Origin of the sequence: Saccharopolyspora erythraea NRRL 2338, assembly GCF_000062885.1 — a bacterium.
Classification (GTDB): domain Bacteria; phylum Actinomycetota; class Actinomycetes; order Mycobacteriales; family Pseudonocardiaceae; genus Saccharopolyspora_D; species Saccharopolyspora_D erythraea.
Genome location: NC_009142.1, coordinates 2,482,983 through 2,498,632, shown reverse-complemented (window position 1 = coordinate 2,498,632; position 15,650 = coordinate 2,482,983). Strand labels below are relative to the sequence as shown.

Annotated in this window: 10 protein-coding genes and 1 tRNA gene; 3 read left to right on the top strand and 8 right to left on the bottom strand. The window is 65.9% G+C overall.

The features are described from left to right. Positions 1 to 396 precede the first annotated feature (396 nt). The 5 genes from SACE_RS11255 to SACE_RS11235 all read right to left on the bottom strand — a co-directional run bounded on the left by SACE_RS11255 (position 397) and on the right by SACE_RS11235 (position 9,693). The gene (locus SACE_RS11255; RefSeq protein ID WP_009945792.1) at positions 397 to 1,545 is read right to left on the bottom strand and encodes a hypothetical protein; all 1,149 of its coding nucleotides are present in this window, start codon (positions 1,543 to 1,545) and stop codon (positions 397 to 399) included. Then, a complete protein-coding gene (locus SACE_RS11250) occupies positions 1,542 to 3,299 on the bottom strand; it encodes a translation initiation factor IF-2 N-terminal domain-containing protein (protein WP_081468293.1) in 1,758 nt (585 codons plus the stop codon). The genes SACE_RS11255 and SACE_RS11250 overlap by 4 nt, the downstream gene beginning before the upstream one ends. 411 nt (positions 3,300 to 3,710) lie before the next feature. After that, the gene (locus SACE_RS11245) at positions 3,711 to 7,451 is read right to left on the bottom strand and encodes a caspase, EACC1-associated type (RefSeq protein WP_009945794.1); all 3,741 of its coding nucleotides are present in this window, start codon (positions 7,449 to 7,451) and stop codon (positions 3,711 to 3,713) included. After that, positions 7,448 to 7,831, bottom strand: coding sequence for an effector-associated constant component EACC1 (locus SACE_RS11240; protein WP_009945795.1), 384 nt, complete (start codon positions 7,829 to 7,831; stop codon positions 7,448 to 7,450). The genes SACE_RS11245 and SACE_RS11240 overlap by 4 nt, the downstream gene beginning before the upstream one ends. Positions 7,832 to 8,310: 479 nt before the next feature. Next, the gene (locus SACE_RS11235) at positions 8,311 to 9,693 is read right to left on the bottom strand and encodes a hypothetical protein (RefSeq protein WP_009945797.1); all 1,383 of its coding nucleotides are present in this window, start codon (positions 9,691 to 9,693) and stop codon (positions 8,311 to 8,313) included. 826 nt (positions 9,694 to 10,519) lie between these two features. On the opposite strand from SACE_RS11235, the gene SACE_RS36215 reads away from it, so the two are divergent. Further along, on the top strand, positions 10,520 to 11,875 hold the full coding sequence (locus SACE_RS36215; protein WP_231849972.1) for a recombinase family protein: 1,356 nt from the start codon (positions 10,520 to 10,522) through the stop codon (positions 11,873 to 11,875). A 5-nt stretch (positions 11,876 to 11,880) separates the two neighbouring features. On the opposite strand, the gene SACE_RS11230 is transcribed toward SACE_RS36215, so the two are convergent. After that, positions 11,881 to 11,966 (bottom strand) — tRNA-Leu (locus SACE_RS11230). A 121-nt stretch (positions 11,967 to 12,087) separates the two neighbouring features. Between SACE_RS11230 and SACE_RS11225 the strand changes: the two genes are divergently transcribed. Together SACE_RS11225 and SACE_RS11220 are read left to right on the top strand one after the other, a co-directional pair. After that, on the top strand, positions 12,088 to 13,443 hold the full coding sequence (locus tag SACE_RS11225) for a M20/M25/M40 family metallo-hydrolase (protein ID WP_009945799.1): 1,356 nt from the start codon (positions 12,088 to 12,090) through the stop codon (positions 13,441 to 13,443). Between the two features lie 98 nt (positions 13,444 to 13,541). After that, positions 13,542 to 14,531 carry a tyrosine-type recombinase/integrase gene (locus SACE_RS11220; protein ID WP_009945801.1) on the top strand — a complete coding sequence of 330 codons (990 nt, stop codon included), beginning with the start codon at positions 13,542 to 13,544 and terminating at the stop codon, positions 14,529 to 14,531. Here the strand turns inward: SACE_RS11220 and SACE_RS11215 are convergent. Next, positions 14,492 to 15,175 (bottom strand): VOC family protein, encoded by a 684-nt coding sequence (locus SACE_RS11215; RefSeq protein ID WP_009945802.1) that lies wholly within the window; start codon positions 15,173 to 15,175, stop codon positions 14,492 to 14,494. The genes SACE_RS11220 and SACE_RS11215 overlap by 40 nt on opposite strands. 109 nt (positions 15,176 to 15,284) lie before the next feature. After that, positions 15,285 to 15,635: a hypothetical protein gene (locus SACE_RS11210; RefSeq protein ID WP_011873621.1), complete on the bottom strand. Its 351-nt coding sequence runs from the start codon at positions 15,633 to 15,635 to the stop codon at positions 15,285 to 15,287. Positions 15,636 to 15,650 lie beyond the last annotated feature (15 nt).

Here is a 15,650-nt window from a genome sequence, read left to right as displayed (position 1 = left end):
TTTCCGCAGTCAGTAACTGCCGGCACATCGATTCTCGTAGCGAGGCTAACGACGATCACGTCCCTGCGGCCATGCTTCCCCTTACGTCTTGCTGGACACGGGCGGCGTCGGTCAAGGTCGGCATCCAGCGTTCGGTGTGGCGCAAGCCAACGATCTCCTCGGCGCGAGCAGTCGGAGGCTCATCGGCAGGTAGTCGATCTCGTCGGCCGTAACAACCTAGTCGGCGTCGCGGAAGATGACGGCGCGTCCCTCTCGGAGCCCAAATACCCTATCGACACCAAGGAAGGAAACCATGCAGGAAAGTACGGCGACGTTCTGGCTGGGTCAGAGCATCGAGGCTGACGCGCTGCCGCACGACGACGGAGGACCTCGCCCGTGAGCGGTCGCACTAGGCCCTTATCTCAGTGTTGTAGTGATGCGGTTAACCCACATCCGTACGGTCGTTCGGTCACGCTTCTTGAGCAGGCGCATGTGGGAGATTCTGTTGCGTATCGGCATAACCTCCTGTCTAAAGCGCCGCCATAGGACCCCGTCCCACGACAGGCCGTTGAACTTCGGAGACTCGACGACATCGAGCAGTTCGCCGAGAGACAGCCACTCGATAGGATCTCGGAGCTCGGAGATACTCGCCGCAGTCACGTTAACGTCGTTTCGCGCTCGTTCGAGCACGTGCTTGGCGATAGTCTCATTGAAGAGATTTTTGCGCCATTTTCCACCCGCCTCCCGAATGGCGGCTTCGCGCAGCAACTTCCGGATCGTGCGTTCAATTTGCCATAGTCCCTCAGAGACTGCGGGGAGATCGGCCTGAGGTCCGACGATCGTGGCGATGACATCCGCTATGGCATTCTCGAACTGCCAGAACGGCCCTGGCGAGTTAAACCGCAGGGCGTCGTCGATGATGTGGGCAAGGCCTGCGCCACGCAGCGCCTCCGCGACACCAGGCTCGACTTCGGTGATGAAGTTGGCGCCGTGCCTTGCTTCGAATACGGCAAAATCTAGGTCAGTGAGGACGTTGACGCCGAGTTCTTCCAGTGCCGTTCGCAGGAGAAGGTTTAAGTCGGCTTGATGACCAAGCCCGACCGACGGAAGCGATGACGCCGGAGTACGACGTAGCTCTTCGAGGCGTTCGTGCGGCTCTAGCAATGGAAGGCAATGCCAGGACGAATCGTCAAGCAGACTGCTACCCGCGACCGGAGCAAAAGAGATCTTCGGCGTGCGGGAAACCAGGCAGATATCCGCGTCGTTGTCTCGAAGCTTATTGACCTTCGCACGGAGCGCTCCGAGCGTGACACTGCCGACTTTGCCGTCACGCGCGAATGCCTCCATGCCGTCCAGGACAACTGGACCCGGGGGAAGGTCGACGGGACTCGAAGTTCCCGCGAAGTCCGCAGCGTCGAGCACAGTTCCGCCCAGGGCGTCGAGCAGAGGTTTTCGGAGAACGTCGAACGTGGCACCGCACTGGATGAAAACTAGCTTGTAGCGCTTCATCCGGGTGCGGATCTCCGCAGCCCGGTCCCGAGCGCTCGCGAGAATGATGTCCGTCATAGTAGTTGCAGTACCGGTGTGAGTTCGTAGGAGTTGTCGACCTCCTGAACGAGGCCGAGGCTGATCAGATGACCAAGCGCGAGGGGAACATCGTCGGCGACGACAGCGAAGGACTCAGGCTCTTCCATGAGGATTTGGAGGAGGTAGGACTCGTCGGGATAGTACCTTCTGACGTGATCGAGCATTTCGCGCATGTTTCCTGCAACCTGGCGGCGCCAGGTGTTGATAGTCCTCAGAACCAGCGGCTTTTTGATCTCACGATGGAACGTGTCGACAGGCAACTCGTTGACCACGGAGGAGGCCAGGTGCCGGTACAGAAAAGCATGCCCTCCCGTTGCGTCAAACAATGCCTCCAGGGCACCTTCTTGGATCGTGATGCCCATCTTCTGCCCCACGGACCGGGCAAGGTCATCGGCTTCGTGCCGTTCGAATGGAGCGAGGAAGTTCGCCTTTGCCCAGGAGAACAGCGGATTTGGCCGACCGTAGAGTCGACCGCTCTCGATGATCGCGCTGGTCAACCCTGACAGGAGGAAGGTGAAGTTATAATTCTCCTGCACGAGGCTGCGCAAGGTCCCGAGAAGCTGGGCGACCGAGGTCATGTCGCCCTCGCTGACGTCGATTCGGTCCGACGGCGTCAGATACTCGATCTCGTCAAGCATGAGCACGACCTTGATGTCACTGCGAGCCAGTTTGCGCAGGGTCGCCTGAAACGCGCGCTTAAAATCTGAGATGCCCGCGTGTCCCGCGAGCCTGCTCAAGTCCTGAGTGCTTAGCTCACGCTGCCGAAGCTCGCCGCGGAGATCGTCGATCAGGTCCTGCAGAAGAATGGGTACCGGATCGTCTGGAGGCGATGGAAGGCTTTCCAAGTCACGTAGGATAAAAATCGTTTCGGGGCCGGAGAGATTCTGCGCCAACTCCGAGAGCACGCTTGTCTTCCCCGCCTTTCTTAGCCCGAACAATCCGGCGACCCGCTGATTGCGGATGTCGTCACGGAGGCTCTGGAGAAGCTGGCGTCTGCCGAAGAACCTATCGCCTCGCACGGGCGTCGTTTCGTAGAACAAATCGCGCTTAAAGACATAGTCGCGTAGGAGCTTGATAAAGGCGATCGGATCGCCGTCATCGGATAGCTCGAGCGGAATGGCCAAGAAGTTGCCAGATGACCAGTCGTCCAGCTTCTCTCGAAGGCGCTTGTCGGGCGCCCAAAGGAACATCATATCGGGAGTCACTTCCCGCTGCAGTCCAATCAGGGCATTCTTCGCTGCACGGAATGTCCTAATCTGCAGGTCTTTGTGCGGACTGTAGAAAAAGAACACCTCTCTGGTGAGCCCGAATGCGTTCTCGATGGCCTGGCTGAACCGCACCAGGGCGAACCCGCAGTCATCAAACTTGGGCACCCGGCCCGTTACCGAGTAGAGGAATTGCGATCCGAAACGAGCGAGAATCACCTGATGATCCTCGACTACAGGAAACGCCTCTTTGAGCCGCTGGAGATTCCGCAAGGTGTCGGGGTGCGTTGATGGTTTAACCGCTCCGGCGTTCCAGGTCGACTGGCGCGGAGTGGTAGCACCGGCCTCGGTCGCGACGTCATACTGGCCGAATGACTCCTTGACGCGTGTCGCTGTCGCGCTATCGACAAGACTGGAGGGACTGCGGGCCGGAACGCCGAGCTCGCTCAAGCGCGCTAGGACGCGATGAGAGGACATGCTCAGAGATTTGGCCAACTCATGGACCCGAAGCCCCACGCGCGTCACCATCCCAACCGTGTCTCGTTTCACAACACAATAGTGGACGTTCTCAGAGCCCGAGGAGGGCCTTGACTACTCCAGAAGAACATCTTGCTTGTCGCCCGAATGGCCCTATTAAGCTCCCGCAAAAGTTGGGATAATGCCGCCCGTCGAGGTGGGCCGTGCTCCACGCGGGTGTCTCCCGAATGGGACCTGATCTCCGCCGCCGCCTCTCACGCCACTACCGAGTGGCTAAGGGGCCGTTTCAAAGTGCGTGTCCGGAAGTTTGGCGGCGAGGATCATGCAGGGGCGAATTGCAGGAAGCGGTCGTGTAGGTCGTCGCGAGCTTCCCAGCGGATCCGTGGCTGCGGGGTTCATGCATCCGGGCGACTGCGGCTTTGACCACCGACATCGTCGGTTTGACTATTCAACCAGCCAGGCTCACATTCTTTCGGGCACGTCAGCTTTGGTGAGCCCGAGTTCGGCGAGCGCGGCGTGCTGGTCGTAGAGGATCCAGGCGGGTAGGCGGACGGCGGGTGGTCCATCGTCGGGTGGGGTCAGCAGGTCGCGTCGGCGCAGCATCAAGCGGAGGTGGCGTGCAGGTGCCGAATCCTCGCCGTTGCTCCGGTCGAGCAGCACCGGTCGGGAGGTCCCGTCGCTGTACTTGAGCAGTGCGTCGAGGGGATATCCGTTGAGGCTGGCTCCCAGTTCGGCCTCAGTGTCTGGAGCTACCGAGGCGAGGTCGTAGAGCCGCTGCACGTGTGCGTCGGGTGCCTTGGTCGCACCGCGTTCGCTGGCCGCAGCCTCTTCTGCCGCGCGCACGAGTTCTCCACCGGTACCGCCGCGGTGACGCCAGAACTCCTTGTCCCCGACCACGATCAGGTGTGATCTGGCCCGGGTGATGGCGACGTTCCAGAGGTTGAGCTGGCGGTTCACCCAGCTGATCGCGCCCGGGGACATTGCTTCGCCGGCGACGAGCGAGAAGACCACGGCGTCGCGTTCGCCGCCTTGGAAGGTGTGCACGGTGCCGACACGGACCCTGTCGTCATTCCGCAACTGGCGGGAAAGCAGGGCCTGCTGGGACTTGAACGGTGTCACGACACCGATCGTCGCTTTCGCAGGTAAGTGCGTCAGGAGGAAGTCGACGCACTTCGCTACGGCGCGGACCTCCTCGTGGTTGATCCACGAGGTGCCCGACGGCGCGCGCTGAGGCCGTCCCGCGGCGTGGGACCAAGCCACGGCCGGCCTGTTCACCGCCGGGCGACCGCGGACATCAGTGAGCACGGTCAGCGCATCGCCGTAGAAAAGTTCGTTTGACACCGCGGCGATGTCGGGGTGGCACCGGTAGTGCTCGTCGAGCAGAAGGCTGCCGCCGCAAGAGTTCTCGGCGGCGTGGAACGCGGAGTGCCGGCGAAAGGACAGCTTGTGCTTTTCCAGGAATGTCGAGCTGACACCGGTGCGGCGTCGGATGAGCGCCTCGCGTTCCGCGGGGATCGTGGTGATGTGAGCGAGCTGCATGACGTCGCCGATGATCAGTGCACGTCGTGCTCGGAACAGCAGCGGCAGTACCTGAGGGATCGAACACTGGCTGGCCTCGTCGATGATCACGAGGTCGAACAGCCCCGGATGAGTCGGGAACCGCCGGGCAGACAGGCTCGTCGTCGCCCAACTACGCACGTGGGGCAGGACGGCGCGCAGGGCTGCCCAGTCAGATGAGTTGCCGGCGGTCGCCTGCACGAGGGCGCGGATAGCGGCCGTGCCCCCACCGACCCCGCTGGCATGGGCCGCCTGCCACACCGCGAGGGACGCTTCCTGGACGGCCGCGTCGACGGCGTTGAGGGAAGCAGCGAGATCGTCGTCGGCAAGCGTGGCACTCGCTTCGTCCCGAAGTCGACGCCACCGGGTCTCCGCCGCGGCGAATTCGGCCACGTGCTGGCACACCGTCCGGGTGTCCTGCGCGGAATCGATCCTGAGCTTGCGCAGCAGTCGCCCACGGCGCCACGCACCGAGGAACCATGCGTTGCTGAGTCGTCGGGCCCGGCCTTCCCACACCTCCGGCTGAAAACTGAGGCGATCCGCGAGCTCACCTGTGGTGTGGCCGAGGTGTCCTGCGTGCCGTTCCCTGTCGGTCGCGGCAACGAGCAGTTGCTTCTCCACCTCTGCCTTGCGGGCGAGGTCTTGATAGACGCGATCATGTTGCTTGTTGCTCGTCGCGTGTTTGGCGAGGGTTGTGGCGAGGTTGATGTGCGGCGGTTTCGTCCTCAGCAGGCGTTGGAGGGCGTCGGCTTCGTGCTGCCGGTAGTCCTCCTCGCCGGAGGACGAACCGGTGCGCACCACGCTGTCCCCGAGGAGCCGATCGCAGCGCCGCCAGACTTCGTCCACAGCTTGGTTGTTGGTGGAGGCGACGAGCACCGACTGCTGGTTGGCCACTGCTGTAGCGACGGCGTTGGCCACGAGCTGGCTCTTGCCCGTTCCGGGCGGTCCCGTGGCTACTGTCAGCCGCTGGGACATTGCTGTACGGAGCACGGCCAGTTGCGCTTCGTTCGCCGGCAGTGGGGTGATCGCGGTGCTGGGTTCGACTGCTCGTTCGTCGTTCGCGCTGGACAGCAGGCATCCCATCGCGGTGTCCGCGATCTTGTGATGGTTGTCGGCGATGTGTTGGAGGTCCTTGAGCAAGTTCGTGCTCGCGCCACCGGTGCGGGGAACGCGGATGAGGACTGCGGCGTTGCGGGCACCGTCGCCCGGTGAGTTCGTGTCGATGCGTTCGTCAAGGAAGTCCGGGCGGAGCTCCTGCACGCAGGGCAGCTCGAAATCGTGCCGGAGCAGGTTGCGCGAGTCGGTGGCCAGGAGGCTGTGCTGGCCTGCGTGCCACGTCGGCTGGTAGGTCTCGATGAGGTGGCTGGCCTGTTCCGAACCGAGATGGTCCTCGGCCAGTCCGGGATGTGGCACCACCGGCCCGTACGGGCGGAACCGGGGGGCCGCGCCCTCTTCATCTCCAGTGACTTCGACGCGGCGCATCAGTAGCGGTGCGAACCGAGGCGACGCCCAAGGTTTCCCGTTGCGCGGCCGGTTGAGCACGACGGCCGGATAGCCCGCCCAAAGCTCATCCTGCTCGTCGACGCTCTCGAGGAATTCGGCCGCTTCATCGGGAATCTCGGCGGTGCCGTGCTCATCGAGGTCGCCGGAGATGAGCTGCTCAGCGCCGGTGAGGCAGGCGTAGCTGCGGCCACGATCGGCCACAGGCAAGTACGGCATCTCCGAGGATTCATCGAGCACGCACGCGCGGTAGTACTCGATCAGTTCCTTCCACGTGGCCGAGCGCTTGGCAGCCCGGACGGCGCCGCCCTCAGCAGTCGGCCCGGTGGGGGGTTTCGACTGCGGCGCCTGTGCCGAAGGAGCGAGCACCGGTGCCTCACCGACCGGGCACGAAGCGATCACGATGCGGTCGTTGACCCCCAGCGACGACCTGGTGGGTATCTGCCCGCCCCGACCGCGCAACTGCCGGGTGACATGATCGACGAGGTCGTCCACGGATACGTTCCCGGAGCCGTCTTTGGCCGCCTTGCCGGTCCGCAGCGCCTCGACCACTGCTCCGGTGAACACCGATGGGGCTGGCCCCTCTGGTGTGTTCGCACCGGAGAACGACTCCTCCAGTGGCCCGGATGAGCTCAACACGTAGACACCGCGGCTGTTCAGGGGAGACGCCGTCGCGGACTTGGCGGTGCCCCGCGCGGTGGTCCGGAAGCCCAATGTGAAACCGCCGCTGAGGCAGCAGTCCAGCATCGCGACCTTCTGCGGAGCCCAGCATTCCTCGAGCCGCTCGTTGACGAACCCCGCGCTGACCCCGGTCTCGGCCAGCCGATCGTAGTCAGTGTCTGCAGCGACGAAGTAGAACTCGCCAGTCGTCTCGAGCGTCCGCGCACCGTGGCCGCTCAGGTAGAGGAGTGCCAGCTCGTCCTGCTCGCAGCTCTCGAGGAACTCCGAAACTTCGGCGTGCATGTCGTCCGCGGTGAGGTCGCCGACCACGCGGACGGCCTCGAAGGCTCCGATGTTGCGGTGCTCGAGGACCTGCCTGAGCTGCCAGGTGTCGGCTCGCGTCGACGGCAGCGCTGGGTAGCGGTCATCCTGGTAGGTCTCGGTGTGGATGAGCAGTGCGCGTCGTCGCAGCACGCGTCGGTTCACGCGTCGTCCTCGAACTTCTCCATGAACTCCCGCACGAGCTGCTGCTGGTCGGCGGTGGGGTTGCCGGTGATCTCCAACTCGGCGTCGCCCCGGGTGATGCGGACCTTGCGGTGCCGCTCCCTGCTGCACCATTCGTTAATGGCGGTGGTCAAGACACCGGCAAGGGGCTTCGAAGACGCCACAGCGGCCACAGCCAAAGCGAGATCGGCGAGCGCACCGCCCTTGCTCCCAGGTGCGCTGGGAGCGTCTCTGACGAAGTCGACCGCGATCCCGTCAACCTGCACGAGGTCGTCGCGCAACGACCGCGTCCACCGCTCCTCCCTCAACGGGTCACCACCGGCGAGAACCTCGAGCCGGTAGGTCCGCGCGCCTTCTGCCATGTCGTCCTCTCGATCGCTCCACCGTCCAAGATCGATCGAAAGGGTAGAACGATCGGACCTGCCCGCGGTCCAAGTTGATCACGCTGCCGCCCGTATGGAGTAGCCGCAGAACCGAGCGCACCACAAAAGGCGCATCCGAATCGAACTGGTGGATGAGTGTTCCTGCATTCATCGGGGCGGTACCTCGACTGAGCGAGGGCGGCGGCCATGTCCTGCCGTACACGCTGGTGTGGGCAGCCGATATCCTCAAAGCTCTTGGCCACCAGGCCGCGTAACCGGTACCTGAAGCTGGTTCGCTGAGTGATCAAGCGCGCACAACGCGAGTTCGGCAGGTGCTTGGGGCGCGACCGTCCGGTCGCGATGTGTCCAGGCGGCACTCGCGAGGTAGTTGCCAAACCAGCCGACGGGACCAGCGCCATTTGCGGCCGTGTCGCGGAGAACGTCCCGAACGACGAGGTGCTGCAGATCGAATCGTCCCGTCAGGGGAGCAGGCGCATGGCGAGCACGGTTCCATCCGGGTGCACCGACACCGGGCCGTCCCACAAGTCGTCCCAGGACTTGCTGGGCCAAGCGGAGCGGCGCTCGTAGATCTCGCGGCGGGACTGCTCCACTCGTCCTTCAGCCAAAAGGTGGAGCAGGTCCTTCGCTACGCCGGAGAAGGCCTCAACGCGGGTCCCGTTCAGCCGGAAGACGTGGTCGGTGCCGATGAAACGAATGCCGAGGAGAGTGTGGTCCGCATCCTGCACGCTACCGGTGGCCGCGTGCGCGAAGCCGGTGAAGTGCTTCCGCCCTTGGCGCTCGGTCAAATACTGGGCGGTGGCCTCGAGGCCGTTGCCGGCGAAGGCCGTCAGCCCAGCGGCGGCCGTGCGCGCGAGCACCTGCCCGAACCACTCGTACCGCTCCCGCGTGACGTGGAAACCGGGAACCGAAACAGGGGCCTCGTCACCGTTGGCGGGCAGCTGGATTTGGGGGAAGTGGTTCTCGTCCCTGAGCTTGACGTCCAGACCACCACCCTTGGCGTGGTCCCTGCCCAACCAGCCGCCACTTCCCCCGGCGCAGAGGGCGTGCACGGCGACATGGCCCTCCAGGGGCAGCTCGGTGCTGAAGACCAGCGCCGGGGTCTCGTTCCAGGGCCCGATGTGCACCGCCTCCACGTGAGCCGATGCGGAGGCGAGTTGGCCGTGGGAGTACGCGGCGTTGCTGTGGTTGCCCTTGCAGGCGATCGGGAGCACCAGCGAAGGCGCTCCCGGCCTCCACAACTCGGCAAAGAACTGCGGGCGGTACCGATAGTTCTGCCGTGGTCCCTTCTCTCTGCTGGTCAGAGCCCAGCCGGCGCGCAACGCCGTGTCCGCGGGCACGATCGAGACGACGCGGTCCGGATGGCGCTGCGCAAGAACCCGCCGCGCCAACGCCAGGGCGAAACCAACGCCTAGCTCGCTCGACTGGATGACCTTGTAGTAGTCCGCCGTCACCTTGCCCTCAGCGGACAGCTTCATGAAGGAACCGGTATCGCCGGTCAGCGCCTGGCTGTACTTCAGCGCGCCCCAGTGCTCAGCGAGTCCACGCGCGGCGCCTCGTCTCGACAGCGCAATGGCCCGGCCAAGCACATGCAGCACGTCCCACGACGTCAACTGAACGGACCCGTCTCCTCGCACGGGTATGGGCTGGAGTTCGGGCTTCCGCCGCAGGACGCCGTCCTCGTCCTTCGTGCCTTTCTCCTCAGCCTGCTTCTTCGCACGCTCCTCATCGTCCTCTGCTGCGGCGGTGGCCACGGCGCCAACCAGCCCGGAATCCGAGTGGAGGGAGACGTTCGAGCGTTGCGCGAGATCCCCCAGCACCTCTTCTGCCGACTTCAACACCATTCCCCCTATGGGCCCACTACGCGGACTGAACTCGGTACTCCGTGATCGACACCGACGTACAACGCTACGTTTTCGATCACACGCGCGCTTCCGCGCAACGAGTGACGCGGGGTTGACGATCTCGGTTGGCCCACGGTGATGTGGTGCGGCCCGGCTCGTGCGACAGAGCGTTGAGATTCAGGCGATCTTGGTGGATGGCTGCTACTGGCACTCGTGCCGGAACACGCCAACCTGCCGAGGAGCAACCGCGGGTGGTGGCGGCGCAAGTTGGAGGGCATCGTGCGGAAGGATCGGGACACCGATCGCTTGAGTTGCGACCACCTGAGGACTGAGGTATCAGCCAGACGCGGCGACATCATCACAGTGAGCACCGGCGGCGCGGCATGATCGGCCCTCAAGTCGATGTGCCGCTCTACGGCTGCCCGTCCCAGCTCACGCTGCGCCAGCCCGGCGACCAGTCGCCAGCACGGATATAGCTAGCGTCACAGGACACGGAAAGCGTGTCGGGCCCGGCAAAGGAGCGGAGATCGAGGAGTGACGTGTTCGCCGCGATGGGCCGGCCTACGGTGACCACATCACCCTTAACTCAGACCTCACATCAGACACCCCGACGTGCTCGCCCGTCGTTCATACGGCCATTCGGGTTGCGTCTAATTGGCGCGGCGTCATAGAGCCCGAGCGCCTGCGTTCCAATTCCGACAACGTCACGATCTCCGATGTGAGGTGCAGTGTGGCCGGGCTCGACGACCAAGACCTGATCAGACGTGCGGTCGCACGACGTCGTCGTAGACCACGACGGGGAGGGGCTGGATGCCAACCGCCGGGGTTGCGGTTCGCGTTCTACGGCCGGATGTCGACCACAGAGTTCCAAGACCGCGAGACCTCGTCGCGATGGCAGCGCGACGTCGCCACGGAGACGATCGAAGGGCGCGGTGTGATCGTGGCCGAGTACTTCGACCAGGGCTGCTCCCGCCGACTGCCCTGGCCCGAACGCCCTTCCGCCGCAGCCCTGCTGGAGGACGCCTCAAGTCCTGACCGCGGTTTCGATGCCGTGGTGATCGGCGAATACGAGCGTGCCTTCTACGGCACTCAGTTCCACACCGTGGTGACCGCTCTGCGGGAGCATGGGGTGCAGCTGTGGCTACCGGAAGCGGGTGGTCCCGTGGACCTGGACGATCCGGCGCATCAAGCGTTGATGCTGATGCTGGGAGCACAGTCGCAACGGGAAGTGATCCGGGCACGACACCGCGTCATATCGGCGATGCAGGCACAAACCCGCGGCCAGGGCCGGTTTCTGGGCGGGCGACCACCATACGGGTATCGGCTGCTCGATGCCGGCGTCCACCCCAACCCCGCGCATGCCCGGTGGGGCCGCCGGATGCACCGGCTGGAACCCGACCCCGCCACAGCACCCTGGGTACGGTGGATCTTCCAGCAGCGGGCCAGCAAACGCAGCGTGGCCAGCATCGCGCGAGAACTGAACGAACGTGGCGTGCCCTGCCCCGCAGGCGCCGACCGTGCACGGAACCCACACCGACCGGGGACGGCATGGATCGTGCGAACAGTGGTGGGCATCCTCGAAAACCCCCGCTACACCGGACGACAGGTATGGAACCGCCACAGCACCATCACCAACGCAGACCGCACCCACACGGCGGATGATCTCGGCGCCGTCCCGTGGACCGACGTTGACGGCTGGGCGGTATCGAAGCCCAACGCCCATCCCGCGCTCGTCGACGATACGACGTTCGTCGCGGTACAGGGCACACGAGCGGCTCGCAAGACTCACGACGGCAGCACCAGAACCTACCTGCTGGCCGGGCTGGTGATCTGCGGAGTATGTCAGCGACGAATGTACTCACACTGGGCCCACCACCGAGCCGGCTACCGCTGCCGCCACGGTCACACCAGCGCACGCACCCGCCCACCAGGAGCCCCGAAGAACGTCTACGTCCGAGAAGACCACCTACTCGAAGGTCTCCGAAACCGACTCGCGAACCCTGCCGCAGAGCCCACCACCCTGGCTGACCATCTTCGATCACACGACCAAGTGATCAAGTACAGCGGCCCGGTCTGGACCATCGATACCGCCACGCCAATGGAACCCGGCCATGGAACTCAGCTGTCGCTGACCTTCACAGAGCGAACGCGCGGGAGCGCGCTCCGAAGCCCCGTGGGGTAATTGAGTGTCCGAGGGGGGACTTGAACCCCCACGCCCATTAATAGGGCACTAGCACCTCAAGCTAGCGCGTCTGCCATTCCGCCACTCGGACGCCTCGGGCCCGCCCTTCACTTCCGGGCGGCCCCGCTGTGTTGTGTACATAAGATTAGCCGATCGCTCAGCGGCCTCCCAACCCACCCCCCTCTGCGCCACCCGGGTGGTAGAAAAGCCTGGTGAGTGAGCACATCGATCCCACTTCCGGCAGCGGCGACGACCCAGGGCTCAGGCAGGCCGAGGACGAGGTCGTCAGCCTCGCCAGCGATCTCATCCGCATCGACACGACCAACACCGGAGACCCCGCCACGCTGGTCGGTGAGCGCGCCGCCGCCGAGTACGTGGCGGCCAAGCTCAGCGAGGTCGGCTACGAGACGACCTACGTCGAGTCGGGCGACCACCCCGGCCGGGGCAACGTCATCGCCCGGCTCCCCGGCGCCGACAGCGGCCGCGGTGGGCTGCTCGTGCACGGCCACCTCGACGTCGTGCCCGCCGACCCCGCGGAGTGGTCGGTGCACCCGTTCTCGGGCGCGGTGCAGGACGGCTACGTGTGGGGCCGCGGCGCGGTCGACATGAAGGACATGCTCGCCATGAGCCTGGCGGTGGCCCGCAGGCTCAAACGGGACGGGATCACTCCGCCTCGCGACATCGTCTTCGCGTTCCTCGCCGACGAGGAGGCCGGCAGCTTCCACGGCGCGCAGTGGCTGGCCGACCACCGCCCGGAGCTGTTCGAGGGCTGCACCGAGGCGATCAGCGAGGTCGGCGGCTTCTCCGTCACGCTCAAGGACGGCGTGCGCACCTATCTGGTCCAGACCGCCGAGAAGGGCATCCGGTGGCTGAAGCTGCGGGTGCGCGCCCGCGCCGGCCACGGCTCGATGGTCCACGACGACAACGCGGTTACCAAGCTTTCCACCGCCGTCTCCAAGCTCGGCCAGCACCGGTTCCCGCTGGTGCTCACCGACTCGGTCCGCGAGTTCCTCGACGGCGTCACCGAGCTGACCGGCTGGGACTTCCCCGACGACGACATCGACGGTTCGGTCGCCAAGCTCGGCAACCTCTCCCGGATCGTGGGTGCCACGCTGCGCGACACCGCGAACCCGACGATGCTCACCGCGGGTTACAAGCACAACGTGATCCCCTCGGTGGCCGAGGCCGCCGTGGACTGCCGGATCCTGCCGGGCCGCGAGGAGGCCTTCGACCGCGAGCTCGCCGAACTGCTCGGTCCGGACGTGGAGCGCGAGTGGGTGGGGCTGCCGCCGGTCGAGACGAAGTTCGAAGGCCGCATCGTCAACAACATGACCGCCGCGCTGATCGCCGAGGACCCGGGCGCGCGGACGCTGCCGTACATGATGTCCGGTGGCACCGACGCCAAGTCGTTCAGCAGGCTCGGCATGAACTGCTTCGGCTTCGTCCCGCTGAAGCTGCCCGCCGACCTCGACTTCGCCGCGCTGTTCCACGGTGTGGACGAGCGCGTGCCGGTGGAGTCGCTGCGCTTCGGCACCCGTGTGCTGGACCGCTTCATCCGCAACTCCTGAGCGGCTCGCGGCTCGGCGCGCACGCCGGTCGCCCGTTCGATCTGTCGGGGCCGTCTGGTTCGATCGGCCCGCGGAGTTGATCAACGGGAGGTGCGGCTGTGCCACGGCAGGAAGACGCGTCGCTTGCGCACTGGATCGAGGTGTACCTGGAGCACCTGCAGGCCAGGAAGCTCGCCGCGAACTCCCTGCGTGCCTACCGCCTCGACCTGACGGCCGTGGCCGGTGAGCTGGCCGAGCTCACCGGCCGCGGCACCGCCGAGCTGCCGGTCGACGAGCTGACGACGTCGGTGCTGCGTTCGGCCTTCGCCCGGCACGCCGCGGCGCGCTCGGCGTCGTCGGTCACCCGCACGTGGTCGACGTGGAACGGCTTCTTCGGCTTCCTGGTCGTGGAGGGCGTCGTGGGCGGCAACCCGATGCAGGTGATCCCCAAGCCCCGTACCGCGCCGGCCACTCCGAAGCCGCTGCAAGGCGAAGACACGCCCGAACGCCTGCTGCGCACGGTGTCGGCGGGCGTGCGTCGCGCCCGCAACCCCTGGCCGGAACGCGATCTCGCGGTGCTCGCCACGCTGCTGTGCACGGGTGTGCGCTCAGCGGAACTGCTCGACCTGAAGGTGGGATCGCTGGCCGGTCGCGCGGGCGACCGCAGGCTCCACGTGCGCGGCAAGGGCGGCAAGAACCGCTCCATCCCGATCGAGGACGCCCTCGATTCCGTGATCCAGAACTACCTGGAGACGCGCCGGGCGCGTTTCGGTGAACGCCTGCCCGGATCGGACCCGCTGTTCGTCGACCATCGCGAGGAGCCGTTGCGGCGCGGTGGGCTGCAGTACCTGGTGCGCCAGTCTCTCCGCGCGGCTGGAATGTCCGACCGGGTCCAGCGTGGCGCGATGGTCCACGCGTTGCGGCACACCTTCGCCACCCGGCTGGCCGAGGACGGGGCCAGTGCCGCGGAGATCGCCAAGCTGCTCGGCCATGCCTCGATCAACTCCAGTCAGACCTACATCGACGTGACCGCGCGGGAGCAGCGGCTGTCGGTGCGCGCGAACCGCACTCACCGCGTGCTCGGCGAGCTCTCCTCCCCCGAGTGCTGACCGCCCCACCGCTCACCGGCGCCGGCCAGGGCGCTCACCACGCCCACCGGGTCGCGGAACACGACCGTGTCACCGAGCAGCGGGTGCCGCGCCCAGTCGACGACGGTGCCGCCGAGCTCGAGCACCCGGTTTCCCGCCACGTCGATGTCGTCGACCGCGAAGTAGCACAGCCAGCCCCACCGGCCGTCGACCTGGTGTCCGGTCCGTCCGGCGACCGCGCGGCCACCGACGGCGTAGACCGCGTCCGAGACCGTCCAGTTCAACGTTTCGGTCCAGAACCCGTCCGCGCGCTCGGCCTCGGCCGCGAACAGCTCGACCCAGCACGGCTCGCCCAGTCGCGGTCCGGGAGCCCAGGGGCCGTGCTGCGCACGGCCTCTGGTCATCCCCGCGCTCGCGTCGTCCGGGCCGGTCAGCGACCCGTCGTGACGGCCCCCGGCGAACACGACCCGGACCTCGGTCGCCTCCCCCGCCTTCCTGCCGCGCACCGACGCGCACCTGCGGTTGCCTATCCAGCAGTCGAACCCGGTCTCGGTCTGCATCGGCACCCAACCCAGCAGTGCCTCGTGGAACGTCATCGAGGCGAGCGGGTCGGCGGTGATCAGTTCGGCGCGGCGCAGTCCTCGGGCCGCAGGGTTCAGGCGCACGACATCGATTCCTCAGGCCGGTCGGGGACGGGCTCGGGCGTACATCCTTACCCCGGGACCGGGAGGTGACAATGCTCGGTTCGATCTCAAATCGACGACGTGACCACTCTCACCGGAGTCTTTCCAGCTCAACGGCCACGTCCACGACCTGCGCGGCCATCTTGCGCAGTTCCTCCGCCGAGGCTCCGTCCTCGGCCGCGGTCACGACGTCCTCGGCTGCGCACCGCAGCTGGAACAGGCGGTCCTGCAGGTTGGCCAGCTCCGCGGCCGACAGCACGACCGCGTCCTCCGGCAGGCCACCGCGCTGCACGGCGGTCCGGCGCTCGTAGGCGCGCTGCCTGCACGACTGGGCGCAGTACATCCTCGGACGGCCTTGCCTGCCCGCCTCCGGTATGCGCCGCCCGCACCAGGCGCAGTGTCGGATCGCGCGCGGACGTGCGGTCTCGTGCAGGGGCTCCACGGCCGCTAACGCTAA